6 protein-coding genes and 1 pseudogene are annotated in these 18,020 nt (G+C 51.9%); all 7 read right to left on the minus strand.

Features of this window, described 5'->3' with window-relative positions:
- Positions 1-38 precede the first annotated feature (38 nt).
- Positions 39-381, minus strand: a pseudogene (locus AC07OI_RS29465) (IS21 family transposase); the annotation flags it as partial.
- A gap of 439 nt (positions 382-820) precedes the next feature.
- Complete coding sequence (locus AC07OI_RS29470; RefSeq protein WP_495259627.1) at positions 821-1,180, minus strand: hypothetical protein; 360 nt, start codon at positions 1,178-1,180, stop codon at positions 821-823.
- A gap of 15 nt (positions 1,181-1,195) precedes the next feature.
- Positions 1,196-9,532, minus strand: a complete 8,337-nt coding sequence (locus tag AC07OI_RS29475) for a transglutaminase domain-containing protein (RefSeq protein ID WP_495259628.1) — start codon at positions 9,530-9,532, stop codon at positions 1,196-1,198.
- A gap of 81 nt (positions 9,533-9,613) precedes the next feature.
- Positions 9,614-10,504: a choice-of-anchor A family protein gene (locus AC07OI_RS29480; protein ID WP_495259629.1), complete on the minus strand. Its 891-nt coding sequence runs from the start codon at positions 10,502-10,504 to the stop codon at positions 9,614-9,616.
- Positions 10,505-10,539: 35 nt separating this feature from the next.
- A complete protein-coding gene (locus AC07OI_RS29485) occupies positions 10,540-14,475 on the minus strand; it encodes a beta strand repeat-containing protein (protein WP_495259630.1) in 3,936 nt (1,311 codons plus the stop codon).
- A gap of 50 nt (positions 14,476-14,525) precedes the next feature.
- Positions 14,526-17,114: a carboxypeptidase regulatory-like domain-containing protein gene (locus tag AC07OI_RS29490; RefSeq protein WP_495259631.1), complete on the minus strand. Its 2,589-nt coding sequence runs from the start codon at positions 17,112-17,114 to the stop codon at positions 14,526-14,528.
- 406 nt (positions 17,115-17,520) lie between these two features.
- Positions 17,521-18,015 carry a type II secretion system protein gene (locus AC07OI_RS29495; RefSeq protein WP_495259632.1) on the minus strand — a complete coding sequence of 165 codons (495 nt, stop codon included), beginning with the start codon at positions 18,013-18,015 and terminating at the stop codon, positions 17,521-17,523.
- Positions 18,016-18,020: the final 5 nt, after the last annotated feature.

Genomic DNA, 18,020 nt, shown 5'->3' on the forward strand with positions numbered 1-18,020 from the left:
AAATTCGAACCGTTGACAATGGGCGGCTAATGGGTGACCCTGTCAGTTTGATCCACCTTCCACTTCCTGGCGAAGGCTGCCACCCGGTCATACGCCCCCTCAAATTCCAGTTCTTTCAGATCCAAGTGAAGTTGTTTTAAGCTGCGTCGCTGCTTACGATTTTTACCCGCTTCGGTTTTAAGCCAGCTTGAAAGCTGCAATGCATATTTGTCGATGGCACTGGTTGTTTGTCGCTCCGCATAGGCTGGCTCTGTGACTTCAGAGCGCAGATAGCGCCGGACTGTTGCGAGAGATGTCCAGTCGTCTGGATATCTCCCGTAATGGAATCTGGTCACGAATGTGCCAGCGTCGAATAATACCTAGTAATGCCACGTCAATCACTCCTGCTCCCTACTCATCAAGATAAGTAGGATTGGGTGCTAAACGTGGGTCAATTTTAGATGCAATTTATCCAGAAAAAAAATGGGGTCAATTTTCAGTGCAAATCAACAAACTGGCTATTATTTGCAGCGTTAGTCACGCCCTAATAAAACAAAATAGCTGTCGATCTTGAACATTTTTAGGTGTTCAGGGTGGTACTCGTCTCCAGCAAATAATTTGCCTGTATTTTAATCAGACGGACAATATTTTTTACTCGCCTGATTGGAAAATGATCAGTTCAGTGCTCAACTGAACCAAAACCTTTAAATGCAGATCAGACGGAATGTTTATGGTCAACCGAGCGCCGAACAAGAGCAACACTTACATGTACATGTAATTCGGGAAATAATCAATTGCAAATTCAAAATCTCTTTTGTTTGATTCAGTAATAATTTCATAATTAAACCAATGCAGATCCGCCTGACTGTCTCCTTTCCTCAACTATTGTCAATATCTCACCTGTCCCGATCTTGAGTGCCCCCTCGTGAATATCCCACACGAACCCTTCTTTAAAAAATCCGCGCAATGATTCAATCACCACAAATACAATATCAACCAATGCTGTCTCTCCTGGTTTGATTTCGCCACCCTGAATTTTTGCAAAAGTTCCCATGCAAAACAATCCGTTCGAGAGTTTATGGTTAGGACTGTATCTATACCGATCCGACACAGCTTGCACTTTTCCACCAGCCTCAGTCGAAAGTAAAGATACGCGCGCTTTTACGGTAACGTGCCACCATGTTTGACTTGAAGGAATCATCGTTGGCACCATTCGCTATTCGCCGTGAGTCCCCAGATATTTAATTCCACCATACTTTTCGACCTCGTAATTAAATGTATGCAACAACCCTGGCGGAACAGTAATAATTGGTCCGATGCCCGGCTCGTTAGCGCTAAAATCCATAGCCTCAAAGAGGGTACTCGATATGGTTGCAGAGACAAGATGATAGTGTTTTTCACCGAAAATACCAATAATAAATTGACCACCAAACATCATAGCTTGCCCTGGCTCTCCAAAAAACTGCTTTGGAAAACCATTAGGCCCCAGAGAAAAGCAATTACATGAATAGATACTTGCCAACTCAATGTCTTCCACTGAACGGTACAATGTAACCTGAGTGTCTTCTCGTTTAATGATCTTTTCGGCAGCCTTCGACAATGATGCAAGCACGAGCCAACCGATAGCTTGATCACTTGGTTTATGTTGGTACCCATCCAAATCACGTACACCACCTCCAATTACAGGTCTGTTAAATCCCGGCGATATCGCAATTGCAGAGAGAATTCCAAATCCAGCTACAGCGAGTCCGACTTCTGAAAGACTTGGTGCTCGTCCACTTGGATCTCTACGATTAACAGGATCCACATCTCCATAAAGATATCGATTTAGCGTAACTGGTTGAGCTAATCTACCGTGCCAAATATCCGCGGACACAAACCGCCCAACCTCAGACTCATACCATCTCGTCCTATTGTATTGAAGACTTATAGCATCATCAAAGTACTCACCCGTATAGCGATAATTATTAGCAGTCGTCCCCGACTTGTTAAGCACCGCTCCAAACGCATCATACTGAAACGCATCGGTCACATTGCCATTTGAATCCGTCAAGACTTTTGTACTGCCCAATGCATCCGCATGATAGAAATTCAACTGTCCCGCCCTGCTCTGCAGGATCAACCCATTGCCCCATACATAGCTAGTGCTTTCACTTGCTGCACCTTGCGTAACAACTTCCTGAACAGTCTGCGCATACGCAAAGGTGTCATCCACGAGGTAATTGGTTACTTTATCTGGACTGATATTTTGTCCTGGCTCGGTCTTATGAACCCGATTACCATTGGCATCATAGCTATATCTGGCAATGGTGATCGCCGCTGCCTGACTGCTACCTTGCGTCACTTCCACCAAACGGTTATCTGTATTCCAGCCATAAATGGTAGCTTGTCCACCTGTGGTCTTCGTGCTCAGGTTACCCTTGTCATCCCAAGTGTAAGTCGTGACGACATTGTTAGCACCAGTGGTTTTCGTTTCCTGCGTCAGCCTGTCATTGGCGTCATAAGTGTAGGTAGTCGTCGTTGTACCACTTGCTGTTGTTTCAGTCTTCTGGCTACGGTTACCGACCTTGTCATATTGATAGTCAGTTGTGCGAACAGTTGCGTTACTCCTGTCCTTGACCACTTCTTGCGTCAAACGATTGACACCATCATATTGATAACTGGTCGTGCGTACAGGATTCGCTGCAAGCAGATTTGCCTGTGTGCTTTGTGTATCAAACTCTTCCACCTTCGTGCGCTGACCATTCGCCGCTAAGGTGTAACGGCTGCCTGCAACAACACCACCACCTTTGACGTGTAATAGTTGCAGCAAACGTCCATTCGGGTCATAACTATAGTTTGCGGTAATACCATCCGGTGTCGTTGCCGTTAACAAGCGCCCTGCATCATCCCAGGTGTAAGTCGTGCTGCTGTTGGTCGCACTATTGGTTACGTTGATGAGCCTTTGATTCTTGTCGTAGCCATAGCTGACAGTTCCCGCAGCCGTACTGCGCTGACTGATATTGCCACTGGCATCATAGGCATAAGCGAGGAAACTTCCGTCTGGTTTAACCTGTTTCGTTACCCTGTCACTCGCATCATAGGTGTAGCTCGTCTGACCATTTTGACGGCCATTACTATTGTTGCCGCCTGATATCGTCGCGCTCGCAACTTGTCCATTTGCTGTGTAGGTAGTGCTGACACTGCTGCCATCCGGGTAATTGGTCTGCACGACCTGACCAAGTACGTCATAGACGTAACTGGTCACCTTACCCGCAAAGTCCGTCTTTTGCGTCAGATTGCCTGCGACATCATACGCAAAGCTTTCTGTTTGCCCCGCTGGTAACGTCCTGCTCGTGATACGGTTATTCGCATCATACGTCCAGCTTGTGACGTGACCTTGTGCATCAGTCTGACTGGCCTTGTTCCCATTGACGTCATAACCGTAAATGGTTTGCTGTTGAGTCGCAGCATTGGTCTGTGTGACCTGGTTCAGTCTGCCTACCGGGTCGTAGCCATAGACTGTGGTATTACCCGCCTGGTCAGTTTCTGATTGTTTGGTGCCAGTCAAGTTCCAGACTGTGCTACTGGCACTGTTGTCTGGATACGTCGTTTTGATCAGACGATTAAGAGCATCGTACTCAAACTGGCTAACTTTGCCAGTAGCATCTGTCACCTTGGTACGGTTGCCAACGCTGTCATATTCATACTTGGTCTGCTTGCCCTTGGCATCGGTCAAGCTGATGAGACGACCTGCCGCGTCATAGCCGTTGGTAGTTGTGCTGCCCTTCGCATCCGTCGTGCTGGCGACGCGGCCTGCATCATCATATGCGATGCTGATACTTGTCCCATCAGCGGCAGTCGTTCTGACAAGCCGATTCAGCGCATCATATTCGTAACGTGTACTCCGGCCTTTGCGGTCTGTAGCGCTGACCTTGTTGCCACCTGCGTCGTAAACATTCGTCGTGGTTTTGCCATCTGGATAGGCCGTGCTGACGAGTTTGCCAGTGTCATCATAACCGTAGCTGGTACGACGGCCTTGTGGATCAAGACGGGCATTAACTTGTCCACCCGCAGTGTATTCAGTTTTACTAATTGCACCCAGCGCATCAGTTTCGCTAACAACTCGTCCTTCCGCATTAAAAGTTCTTGTTACGCTGACATTTTTCTGCGTCGGCACTCCATTGACCATGACGGTAGCGATCCAGCTACGGCTTATTTCTTTACCATTGCTGTCGTAAGCGTAAGTTATCACTTTGCCTGCCGCGTCGGTCTCGCTGATTTTATTACCCTTCGCATCATTCTGGTAGCGGGTAAGTTGACCGCTGAAGGTCACTGAAGTGGTATTTCCACTATCGTCATTACCGATGTGAAGGTAGCTACCCAGTGGTTGGTCCACGCGAATGCCTTTGGCAAAGTAGCTGTAAACAGTTTTATTACCATTACTGTCCGTACTGCTCTTCAACTGAGTCCGCGTATTGGTGTCGTAATCCCAGGTATTGCTATGATTGAGTGGATCAGTCTCACTCAACTGCTTATAAGTCTGCGGATCAAACGTCGTTTTCGTGGTCTCATTCGCCGCATTAGTCACCGTCGCCTGATTCCCGTTCGCATCATAGGTGTAGGTCGTAACTTGGTTCAGTGCATTAACAACCTTCGTGACGTTCCCATTATTGTCATACGTATAGGTCGTCTTGTTCCCCCTGCGGTCCGTCACAGTCTGCTGGTTATTATCAACATCATGCTGCATCTGGACAGCCTTACCATTGGCGTCATAACTCGCAATCAGTCTACCTTCTGCATCGTATTCAAACCTCGCCGCCAGCTTGCCATTCGGATCGGTATAGCTGATGAGGCTGTGGTTGGCGTCATACGTCATCTTCGACACCGCACCATTGCGGTCAGTGACGCTGATGAGGTCGCCGGTGGCGTTGTAGGCGTAACGGATCTGTTTGCCTGCAGGATCAGTGACGGCGGTGATGCGGTGGCTGGCGTCTCTTGTAAAAGTGGCTGCCGTGCCATTTGAATGGGAGACACCACTGTCGCTGTAGGTCAGGACGTTGCCGTTCGGGTCTTTGATGCTGGTGATGCCTATACCATCGGTCAGATAGTAGACGTAGTTGTCTTCTGTCGTGAGTTTGTAGTATTTGGGATTCCAGGCGGTGGTCTGGCTTTCATCGACGGTTCTGAGGTCAATAAGCATGCCACCCTGTGGCTGGATCTGCCTGAGTTCGTCTCCGAGTTCGAGTTTGGCGGTGGTGCCGGGCAAGGCGGTAAAGAGTATCTTCACTGGTGGCGCGGTGACGCCACACTCTTGTTCGTTGCGGGCTTCAAAGCGGGCGACATCGCCGGTTGGCAGGGTGACGTCAATCTTGCGCTTGCCTCTTGGACGCAGGCAGGTGGTGAACTGGCTGGGGATGGTGATGAGATCCCATTCGAGTCCGAGGATGATGTTTTTGCGGATCTGGACGTTCTGGTAATCGACACTCCAGCCTTGCCCGAAGTCGAGCGCCTGGCCCTTGCGACGAGTGTCGTAGGTGCGGGTGATCCTGATGGGGATGCCGGAGGCCTGGACGTTGAGGTCTTCAAAGCTGATGCTGAACTGGCCTATCTTGAGGTTGCGGGTGACGTCCAGGGTGATCATGTGGCTGGCCTGGACACCATTGGTATTGACGGTGATAAGGCTGAGTTCGTAGATGCCGTTTTGCAGTTGCGTCGGGTCAAACTTGCCGAGGGTGCCGTTGCTGATGTTTTGGTAACCACGGGCGAGTTCTTGCCATTTGTCGGTGCCAGCCGCGCGCATGAGTAGCTGGTAGTAGGCGAGGTTTTGCGCAGTGGCTGTGCCGATGACGGTGGTGGGGGCGGTGATTTCTACGTCATCTGTCGGGGTGCTGATCTGGGCCGTGGGTAAGCTGGTGTCTGCGGGGTTGGCGACACTGTAGAGGCTGGTTTTTGTGACGGTGCTCAGGTCATCTTTGGCGGTAGCGACGACCTGGTGCGCGCCTGTGGCAGTGGCGGTGATGGTGACTGTGCCTTGGGCATCAAGTGTTTGTGCGATGCCATCAACGGTGACGCTGGTGCTGATGTTGCCGGTGCCGCCGTTGGTGAGGACGGTGACGGTGACTTTGTCGCCGATGTTGACCAGTGCAGGTGCCACAGCCATGCTGATGCTGAGTGCCAGGGCATGGTCGCTGACGGTGAGCAGGTAGCGTTGTTCTGCATAGGCTTTGCCATTGTCAGCGCGCAGGGTGACGTTGAAGCTGCCCAGTACCGGGCTGGCCCAGCTGATGACGCCGGTGCTGCTGATGCTCATGCCACTGGGTGCGTCGGTGAGGCTGTAGCTGAGGCTGGCGCCTTTGGGGTCTTGGGCTGCGACGGGATAGCGGTAGGCCAGGCCAGCAACAGCGGCGGTGACAGGCGCGCTGGTGATGACGGGGACGCTGGCGATATCACCGGGGTCACCATCAAAGGCGGTGGTGGTACCGAGGTTGGCGGCAATGATAGAGCTGAGGTTGTCGCAGGTGCTATTGCTTTGTGCACCGGCCAGACGGGCCAGGAAGAGACCACTGGCGACGTCGGCCTGGCCGCTGAAGTAGGACCAGCGTACGCTGTCGGTATTGTCAATTCCGCCGCCAGGCAACATGCTGGCGAGGACGGTGTCGTAGGCTTTGGCGGCATTGACTGCTGGGGTGATGCTGCCCGCAGCCAGTGCTGGTTCTGCCATGGCGAGCCAACCCATACCTTGCGTGGCGAGGATGGCGGCGGTGGTGTTGCCGTTATTGCCGGACAGGCGGTAGGCACCGGCACCGGTCTGGATGTCTTCGATCTGCATGGCCTGCCCTGTCCAGCCGCTCATGGTTTGTGGGCTTTGCGGGACGAGGACGCGGTAACCGGCACCGACGGCATTTTGTACATCGATGGACTGGCTGTTGCTGAGGTTGAGCTTTAACAGAGCAGCAGCAAGGTTGCTGCTGGTGACTGCATAGACGCTTTGTTGTTGTGCCTGTGGCAGCGCGGCGGCTTTGGCAAGCACACGTATCGGTGAGGCAGCAGCGGTGGGGTTTTGTGACTGGCTGTAGTGCTTTTCTAAAACCATGTGGGCGTAAGCCACATTGCGCTGGTTGCTCTGGCGGGTGTAGGCGGCAGGACTCAGACCATCCGTTTGATTTGCTACCGCTGTCTGGAGGCGGTCAATATCAAGTGCGACACCAGGGAAGGAGACGCTGTTGACGAGGCCGAGGGCCATGTCGGGTATGGCTTGTGCCACTGCCCTGCCGAGTGAAGGCAGGCGTTGTTCAACCACCCCTGCGGCACGCTGGAAGATGGCGCTGTTGGCGTCTGTGGTGGCGAAGTAAGCGAGTATGGTCTGGTGCAGTAAATCACCTGTGAGGTCGTCGCGGCTCACGCTACCGGGCTGGCTGGTCAGTTTAGCCTGGGTAGCGGTGAGTCTTTGCTGGACGGCGTTCAGTTGGGCGGGGTTGATGCCCTGGGTGTCGGCAACGATGGCGTGATAGTCACCGGCATGGACGCTGAAGTTGTTGTCGTTCCAGCCACCACTGGCGGGCTCGAAGCTGCCTATGGAAGCGTTGAGTTCGCTGCCTAGTGTGAAGCTGCCACCGCTGGCGACGAGCTGGCCATCCAGACGGAGTTCTGCCTTGACCTGTATCAGGTAGCCGGGGACGCTGAGCGGGAATTCGCTGGCAGTCACCGGGCTGTTGTCGGCATGGGCTTTGGGCAGGTAGGCGGCGAGTACGTCGGCATCGGACTGGGTGGCGGGACTAAAACTCAGGGTCAGGCGTTTGCCTGCCAGGGCGGCGTAGCTGCTGTTGACACTGACGGTGGTTGTGCCCTGGGCTTGTGCTGCGCTGTTGGCAAATACTTGCAGGCGCACTGCTCCCTTCAAGTTGGTCGGCATGACCTGGAAGACGGCGCTTTTAACGATGGTTTTATAGGGCAAGCTGCCCATGAGGATGGCGTAGTTCTCTGCGCTGATGACGTTGCTGCCTAATACCGTGCCTATGGTGAGGTCAGTGCCTTGCTGATTCAGGACTTGGTTGAGCTGGTTCTGGTAGCTGGTGAAGCTGGTCTGGATATTGGCCTGGTTGAGACTTTGTCCGTAATCAGGGGTGCAGTTGGCACCTTGTTTGGCGATGTCAAATACACCGGCTTCATTGAGGCTGACGCTGCTGCGCAGGTTCAAGGCTGACTGGGATGTGAGTTGTTTGAAGCTGGGGTCGAGCGGCAGCCAGGTGCTGGCGGTGTTGTTGCGGGCACCACGGCTGGGGCTGGCATCGACATAGGCTTCTACCCAGACGTGTTCTACCTGGATGGCGGTAATCTGTGCGCCCTGGATAATGGCTTTGTTGGGTACGCCTGCCTGACTTAACAATGATTGCGCTGCGCTAACGTTGTCGACGTGCAGCCAATTCAGTAAGCGTTGTGTCGGAACTTCGACTGTGCCGTAGACGTAACGGGATGGGATGCCTGCTGCACGGTTAAGCGCAATCAGTAAACTGGCGGTATCGATGTCGTTGCCGCTCTTGGCTTGCAAAGTCTGGGCTGCGCCTTGCAGGCTGCCATAACCGACTTTGTATTTGATGTTGTTGCGTACGTAGTTGTAGATGGCAACTGGGTTGTTCTGCAAAGAGGCGGCCAGGGACTGTATGTCTGAAGTCAGCTGGATTTCTTCAGCGGCTGCGAGGTCTGCAGCGACTGGTGTATCGGTCAGGATGGTGTCAGGCAAAGTCAGCCCGGACAGGCTACCTGCTGCCACGGCAGCACTTGGCGCTGGTGCAAATGCAGGCGGTGGTGACTGGCGATTTGTGCTTGTGACAGAAGCTAACTGATTCGATTGTGCTGATGCTGTAGTTGTTTTACGCGCCTGATCGCTATTGTTACCCCATGGCAGTTTGGTACCGTTGAGTGCACTGCCCTGGCTGGCGTATTGCTTGATCGCTTGTTGCCATTGTTTGAGTGCGGCAACTACATCGCCTTTGCCTGCTGCGGCACTGTCAAGTGGAGCGTAGGCATCTTGCAGCAGTTTGGCGCGGGCAGTAAATTCACTGACCATGCTTTGATGGCGCTGGAGGACGGTGCCGGTTAATTTGTTTTGGGTGAGGAAGCTTTCTGTTGCGGTAAAAGCTTTGCTCATCAGTTGCTGCTGTTGCTGCAGTATCTGGTATTGACTGCGTATGCTGGTGATGACGCTCAGGGCTGAGGCGTTATTGGCAAGACTTTGCGGACTGGCTTGCGTACTGAGGTCGATCAGTTTATTCAATGCGCGGGCATAGTCGGCACTGGCAGTGCTGGCGGTATTGCTGGCCGCTGGTGCTGGGGCCAGCAGGGATACTTTAGTGTTCGCTGTTGTGGCCGTTGGCATGGTGACGGCCATACCTTTGCTTGTCGGCAGTTTGCGTGGTCCCAGCGGCAGCAGAACGCTGTTGTTACTGTCCGCAACACGGGGGGCAGCTGTCACTGTACCTTGCGCCATCGCCAAGGGGGACAGCAGGCTGCTGACGAAACTCGCCAGGACGATACTGGCTACGCTGCGTTGTAATGGAATGTTGCGGAACATAAGTTTTACTCTTGGTAATAAGTATTTCTGACGGCATCAAGCCGGGTTTATTCTTTCGATGCGGTTATTGCTACCGCATCTTTAATTGGTTGGGACAAACAGGGTCGTACCTACTTCCATATTCGAATCCCAACTGGCGGCAATGACGATACCTTCCAGATGCCCACCTGAATTCTTGACGCATGCATAAGGCGCAAGGACGCTGCCATATACGCCCACATTGGTGAAGTTCAACAGCTCGGTATCGTACATATTGACCAGCACTTTGCTATGGCGATTGATGAAGGCAGACATGCTGATCCCAAATTTCACTGTACGCTGCGCATTACTTGCGACATTCAAGATCAGGTATGCATCCTGTTTAACATTTGCCAATGCAAAATCATGAGTACTAATGACGTGATCCGCAGTCAGGTTAAAGACTTCGATATCCCTGTTGCTACCGGTGAGTGTTACCTGGGCATACACTTGATTCACAGTTCCCGTTGCTGGTACCGCGCGTAATTGTTGCGACAGGACTGAAAGATAGGTGCGCTCTGCTTCAAAATCGATAGGCCCTACTTCCTGCTTGCGAAAATCCAGATAGCTTGCGACTTTAGGTGAAGAGCCTTTAGTACCTGAGTAGATCGCAAAACCATTATTGGCGCTTGACCCCAGACTACCGGCGTAGGCAACCAGGTTCCCACCAACGACAAGTGCCGGGCGGGCATCATTGGCATTCATCTTGTTACCTATGCTGCCGCCGGGCGTATTAAGGGCCCCCCCCAAGGCAAGCCGCCCTTCAACGTCAGTAACATTGCTGACATTGCCAAAGATGAAGGCTGAATATTGTCCAGCTACTCCCAAATCAATTTGCTGCGCCTGACATACGGCGGCAGAGAATATCAATCCCAGTGCAAGACACAAGCGAGGTGCACTGTGCATCAGCAAACCAACACTGGTGTTGAGAGAATGTTTTAAGTTTAATTTCATGATCATTCAACTATTCTGTTTTTATAGCATCGCGCTTAACGCGCACCTTGCCGTTCAACCACCGCAATCAGGTTGGCCAGCGATTTGCTGACCGGGCCGACACCGGCTTCTATGTTCTTCAACTTCGCCTGTACCGTAATCAGCAAACGCAGGGCTTTGTCCATGCTGTTATTGCCCATTGCGGTATTGACCTGATTGAGCAAGTCTACGATGGCAGTACGTTGTGCAAGCTGTGCTGGCGCTGACAGGTTCAAACCTTGTATCAAAGTGATGGTTTGCGCATTGATCTGGCTGGCGCTTTGTACTTTGATGGCCTGGTCTTGCGACTTGTAAGGCGTAGCATTACCGCCACTGACCATGCTGAGGGCCAGGTTGGCGTTGTAGGTACCAGCAGATACCGGAGCCTGCCAGCGTACCGACACCACGGTGTCGGCAGCAGAAGCAGCTGTCAGGTTCCAGGTGGCCGTCACGTCACCACTGCCATTGTTGCCTATGGTGGCTACTGGCGTAGTGGACTTGATCACCGATCCGGCAGGCAGACTTTGCACGATACGCACAGGCTGGCTGGCACCGGCATTGGTAATAGTGCTGGACAGGTTACTGATATCGCCCGGCAACAGCGCATTCAAATCTGCGGCTGCCGGGGTCAGGTAATCCAGACCTTGTTTGATCATGAGCGGCCAACGGCTTTCGCTGCCTTGCGCCTTCAATGTGTCATTCCAGTCAAAACCGAATGCCAGGGTTTTGCCGTTGCCATAATTGGCGCTGACGATACCTGGGCTGGTGGCCGTGCCTTTCAGCGTTGCCTCGACAGTACCACCAGCAGTTGCCAGTTTGGTCTGGGTAACGGGCCCGGCCAGGTCAGCACCACTAAACACGCCGCCAGACAGGCTTAGCTGTTGTAGGGCTGTTGCATAAGCACCGTTATTGGTGACGCCCGAACATTGCGCCAACTGGGTATTGGTTGCCGTCACCAGACTATCAAGCATGAAACCCTGCCCGCGCTTGATGGCTGCCAGCAGTTCAGATGCTGCTGGTTCAGCCAAGGCACTGGCACCATTGCTGATCCAGTAAGTGCTGTAATTGCCACTACGCAGTTGTGTCAGGAAAGTCGTTGCGTCAGTGCTGATGGTGTGGCTGATACCCTGATTAGCGAGGACAGTGTCGAGTACGCCTGCCCTGCCAGTGTCACATTGGGCCAGGGTCGCGGCATTTTCTGCGGGGAACTTGGTGGCGGCGCATTTGCCCAGCAATTCATCGGCAGCGCGTTTGCAGGCGCTGTAGACGAGCACGTTTTGCCATGGCGTTGCGGCCTGCTTGATGGTCAGGCTGACGGCGGATGAAGTCAACATAAAGCCGACCTGGCCCAGCGTCAGGGTATTGCTGCCGACTTTTGCGCTTAACACGGCATTGTATTGCGCGCCTGCTGTACCTGCACTGGTCCAGTCAGTATTACCCACAAACACGCCCGTCATTGGCAACGTGGTTTTGTAGGGGAAGCTGGCGATGACTTTTTGTGTGGCGTCGATGATGCTGACGGTCAGCGGCAAATCTGTCAAAGCGGCATTACCTTCATTAGTGACACTGAAAGGGAAACTGATGAGGTTGCCAACTGGCACTTGCGGTGCAGAGGCAGTGATGCTGCCTTTCAAGCCACTGCCTGTGCTGGCGGTGGAAGCTACGGTAAATACACCATTCGCTTGCGAGATGACGGTGCCACCAGTAAGGCTGACCACGACAGAAGTCGTGTATTGACCTGCCGGAGCGGCACTGAGACTAATACTGTAGTTATAGTCTTGCACGGCATTGATTGCCAGGCTCGCCAAGGTTTCAGTTTTAGTGAAACGCGTGCTGCCATCCGGGTTCTTGACTGTGACCACAACCTGCAGATTGTTGGCGGCCTGGCTGGCTGTGATGTTGGTCAGGCGGTCATGCAGTTTGACAATATCGGTCGGTGCATAGCTCGCTTTGTCAGTATCGATGATGGTATTAAGCTTGATTTCTGGTGCGGTCAGAGTGAAGCTAGCTTGTGCCAGGGTCACTGTGTTGGCACCAAAAGCTGCAGTCAAAGTCGCCACATAGCTTGCACCAGTGCTACCAGAGGCTGTCCATGACGTGCTACCACTGTATGTACCACCTATAACTATGGTGCTGGTATACGGGAACTGGGCGACGACTTTTTGACCAACAGGGTCAATAATGTTAACGCTCAGCGCCTGGTTTGTCAGCGCGCTGTTGCCCTGGTTGTTGGCGCTGAAGTTAAGTCCCAATGCACTGCCCACGGCTACCTGTGTAGGATTAACGGTAAGCGTACCAACCAGACCACTGCCATTACTGGAAGAAGCTGTCACCATGAAGACAGAACTGGCTTGCACCGTAGTAGTACCAGAAGTTGCCGTGACCTTGACTGCATATTGCCCCGGCGCTGCACCAGTCAATGGCAGACTATAGGCGTAGTTTTTAGCATTTGCCGCTGACAGTTGTGCCAGGGTTTCGGTTTTGCTGAAGCGCACTGAGCCATCCGGGTTGGTCACTGTAGTGACAACCTGGATATTATCGATCGCCGCATTGCTTTGCGTATTGCTTAGCTGCGGACTAATGCGCACCGTCTCGGAAGGAGTGTATTGTTGCTTGTCCGTCGACGTTGACAACTTAAGTCCAGTTCCGGCGGCTGCAGTAATAGTGAACGGAGTCGATGCACTGGCGATGACCTGGCCTGCAGTATTGATCATTTCTGCGACAACCTTGTAATTACCAGCAAAAGTGTTACCGGTTGCGAAATTCACTCCACTAAATACGCCAGTGCCACCAACTACAATGCTCTGTGGAGATGTGCTACCCAATTCGGCAACCAGAACGTTGTTGGCATCCTTGATCGAGACTTTAACCGTGCCCGTTCCAATCGCGCTACTTAGGTTCTTGACGGTGCTGGTGATCTGAACCATTTCATTGGCTGCATACGACGCCTTGTCTGTTGCTGGCACGATCTGGAAAATGGATGAATAAACGGTGACGTATTGCGGGTCCAGTTCTGTACGCACAAGGTTGCCACTGATGTCATCATACGTCAGGGCTGTTTTATAGCTGACCAGGCGCTTTTCATTTGGTACCGGATTCTTAAAGATGATATCAAAACCCAAATCATCGGTTGCGTCCGCACTAAAGGTGTCAAAACGCCATTCGATGATTTTCTGGTTACCCACATCGGTCACGCTGAATGGAGGCTTGGTAAAAGATGATGTATCAACGTCGATATCAACATTCGACAAGGTTTTCACCACGCGCACGTTGCGCAGTAAAGGATGCGTAGGTGCTACCACAAGCGTGATAGTCGCGGAATAATCGTTAAGGCCGTTGCCACTGCTATTCAAAGAGCCGACTAAGTCAGGGTATTCTGGTGCTACTACGGGACTGCGGTAGTCCATGAAACTAAAGGCGGTCATCGTCACCTTTGCATCTTCGGTTACAAAAGACAATGAGTTGGCACCAGGAATGGGATTTTGATCGAATATGCCAAGACCAGGCTTAACCCATGGCGTCAGCGCAGGAGCCGTGACATTAAATGGGACGGATACAGAAATTCCTGGAATTATACTGGTGTTGAAAAACAGATTCAGTCCAGCAAAAGGTGCCGTCCAATTAAAGCCGCTGCCATCGGAACGGACGAGAAACGTGTAAGTGCCTGCAACGGAAAGGTCAATGCTGGGTGAGGTAGCGAGACCATTGCCTGTATTCAGGAATACATGAGACCCCGTTAGAAAGTAGAGATTGTATACCCCATTGGAGCCAACCGTATCCCAGCCATTGCCGGTATACCCGCCATCTTTGTCAACAGCATAAATTGTGGCGCCAGTCAGATTGAGCGTAGCTGCGGATGCTGTGCCAAACGTACTCAGACACAACGCAAACACAACGGCCAATGAACCGATCCAGCCCATCACGCTACGCGCTTGCTTTGTTTTGATGAACATTGCACATGCCGCGAGTATTCCCATACAAACCCATTGGTAGTTTATTTTTTTCATTTTGATTCAACTCCTTTGAGCAGGATATCGGTGCGTATCCTCTTATTCCCATCTGGCGTTACGACTGATGGTGTAAGTTCCTGACTCATTTCAATGCGTATGCCAGGTGCGACGACAATAGTGCCGCCCATGACAGTGGCCGGTGTCGGGCCATTCGATGTCTGCACCAATATAGGATGAGATCCGCTTTGTGCAAATGTGTAAGATGTACCGGTCAGAACTAGCGATTTGCTGGCATCAGAAGGCAACAAATCTATTTTGCTGGTACCGCCGTAAATGATGTTGCCACCAGGAGTTTGCAACTGGAAGGCCACGTCCGTGCTGACTGGAACGTTGGAACGATTGAATACATCGATGCCAAATTGAATCGACTTGGTCTCGCCGACGTTAGCAAAACGTGGTTTCGGCGATACCGTTACGCTGCCGATCTCTGTTGTGGGATCAATCACGATACTTGCCTGTCTGTCGATATTTTCCAGGCCACCGGCTGTGCCTGTAGAAACAGTTCCCAAGATGGAATAGGCACCAGGCGCATTTGCATTAGTACTCCAGGGTATGGTCAAACTGGTGTCGCCGGGCGGAAAATCAAACTGGCGCACCAAACCACCTTGGGCATTGGTCCAGGTTGCATCCACGTTATCAACTATCTGACCTTGTGCATCAACAATAGCCGCCTTGAAGGTGCCCGAACGAGTTTCGGTACCGGTGTTGCGCACATTGATCTGAATCGCGACCGGTTTATAAGCACCGTAATGGGTCTGGCTGGTAATCAGGTCGCCAATGGAAAGCACGCTGGCTGTTTGCGGTGCCAAAGAGAAATTTTGCACGAGGTCAGATGGTGCGGAGACCTGCAAATTGATCGTTTGGGAGTTATATCCGACAGCACTAGTCCGCACCGAGAAACTGGTACCAGAGATATTATTAATGGAGTAGCTACCGTCCGCCGCCGTTGTTGCGGTATTGGACATACCGACGATCTGTACCGATGCCCCTGCGATTACAGCATTGGACGTATTGACGACTTTCCCTTTGATGCTAGTGCTGGTCTTGACTGGCATCAGGGTAACGGTTCCAGCATCAACGACACTACCAGCAGAAGCAGTAAAGATTTGCGTGACCGAAGTATAACCTGACAGTGAGAAAGTGGCAGTATAACTACCGGGATTCAAGGTTTGATCAAACTGCCCATTTGCGGTTGTCACAGCGTTGCTATTTGCCGCGCCACCAATCTGTATGGCTACACCCGCCAACGGCGTATTTTGTCCAGCGGATACGACCTTACCTGTAAACCGGATGGTGCCTGGAGTGGTTTCGTTATTGGCATATAACACTGGCGCAAACAATACAGTTTGCCCTGCCGCGACCGTACCGCTGGATGAGGCAGTTTTATAACCAGTCAGGCTGGCTGAAATCGCAAAGGCGCCGGGCGATGGCACGATGAATTCATAACGTCCATTAGCGTCGGAAGTCGCGTTCAGCGTTGCCGCCCCTGACAAGGATATGGCCACACCGGGCAATGCCGAGCCATTCGTCGCAGTCACTTGACCGCGAATAATACCGGTACCTGCAAGTTGGGCCAGCTTGACTATGCCTGCATCGCTTATCTGACCCGCGACAGCGCTATAACTGGCATTTTTGGAAGTATAGCCAACACGGGAGTACGTTACTGAGTAATTCCCTGACGCCAAGCCATTAAAGGCAAACCGCCCGGACACATCGGTTGTCGCTACTTGATTTGATGTACCGGACAAGGTTACAGCCGCACCAGGCAAAGGTACATTGGTGGCATTATCAACCAGTTGTCCTTGCAAAACGCCAGCGCTGCCCGGTGATCCAGCTTGTCCAGAGAGCACGCGCAATACCAGGGCCGTCAGGAAAGGATCGGCACTCCAGCTGCCATCTGCCCCCTGCTTCGATACCAGAAAATTACGCCCATTAGTGCGTACCGCAGCATCCGTTGTCACCGGCACAATACCGGCCATAACAAGCGCAGTGAGGTAGGTATTGCCTGACCAGCTGCCGTCGGCAGCTTGCTGTTGTTGCAACCAGGACGCCAGCGCCCTGACAATAGCGGTGTTACTACCATCCGACACAGTTTGCAATGCAAGCAAAATAATAGCGCTGCTGTATTTGCGATTCCAGTCATTTGGCCCAGATGCACCACCATCGGATGCGAGCTGGGTGACGAGATAGGCGCGTGCACGATTAGCGGCGTCATTCGCCCCACCGTTAGTTTGCGCTAATGCCAATACTGCCCATGCTGTATCAACGACATTACTGGAGTAATACGATGCACCGCCAAAGCCGCCCTCCACGCCTTGACGTGTGAGCAGCAGATCCAGTAAATTCGCCGGATCCTGGCCATTGGCCCTCAATGAAATAATCTTGCGTGCGAGGTATTCGGTATTGTTTTCGGTGTCTGCGGCAATACTTGATACCAAGCTAGTCGGCAACGTCGCCAACAGTTTCAATGTTTGCGCGGCTTCTGAGCGCGCCTGCAAGGGAGCTGCAATGGATTGCGCCTCACCACTGAGTTTGCCGTCGGCTTGTACCTGCGCATTGAGCCATTGCAGGCCATTGGCCATTTGTGCTGTAGTTTGCGCATGAGCCCTATTTACCAATAAGGCCAACAAAAAAAGAACGCCAACCAACAAGTTTCGCGCAAAAGTACCAACATTTTGAAGCACAGCAGACCCCTGAAATAAACGCACTGAGCCGAACCTCAGTAGTAAATTTGAGAGATCGCAGATAGACGTTAAAAATTTGAACCCGGATAGTAACTATTGTTACAATTTGTGGCAAGTACTAAATTCCCCATAACTGGTATCACTACTAGTGATATCTGAGGAATATTCAGGAAGATGCACAAAAAATAATTTTTCTATAGCAATATTAATTAAAAGCAGCATTTTAAATTTCTGCTTTTTTTATAAAGTGGTATTACTGCTACTTAAACAACAATGGTGCCACACCACGCATTTTCAGTTACATTTAAAGTACTTTAAATACCCATTCCTGGTAGCTTTTTTTATTTTCGAAACCCCTCAATGAGGCCGGAAACTGGGCGATCTTGATCGGCGCACGTTCTGATTTACTGTGGATACCGATAATGCCTTTTCCATCAGGCGACAACAGCAAACCCCAATCCGCCTGCAAAGTGATTGGATCAAGATAAAGCTGGCGTACATGGTGGCGTGGCATGGGATAACGCGGGTCGCGCAGCAAGTCATTGAGTGATGCAGGAGCCCTCAGCCCGCCAGGTGGCGTGGCATTGGCGTAACTCAGCAAGGCTTGCTGGAATTGTTGTCCGATGAAAAGCAAGTCTTCTTCTGCTGCCCGCCTTTGCATCAGGCTATGAACTTGCATGGTGGCCAATGCGGCAATCGATAACAAGGCCAGGCTCAATAGCAGACCAAGATAAGCCATGCCGCCTTGATGGAATGCTGACTTGCTCCGCCGGAGCTTGACTTTGGTATTTTTCTGCATGCGCT

Source organism: Undibacterium sp. GW821-FHT07F11 (assembly GCF_059418665.1).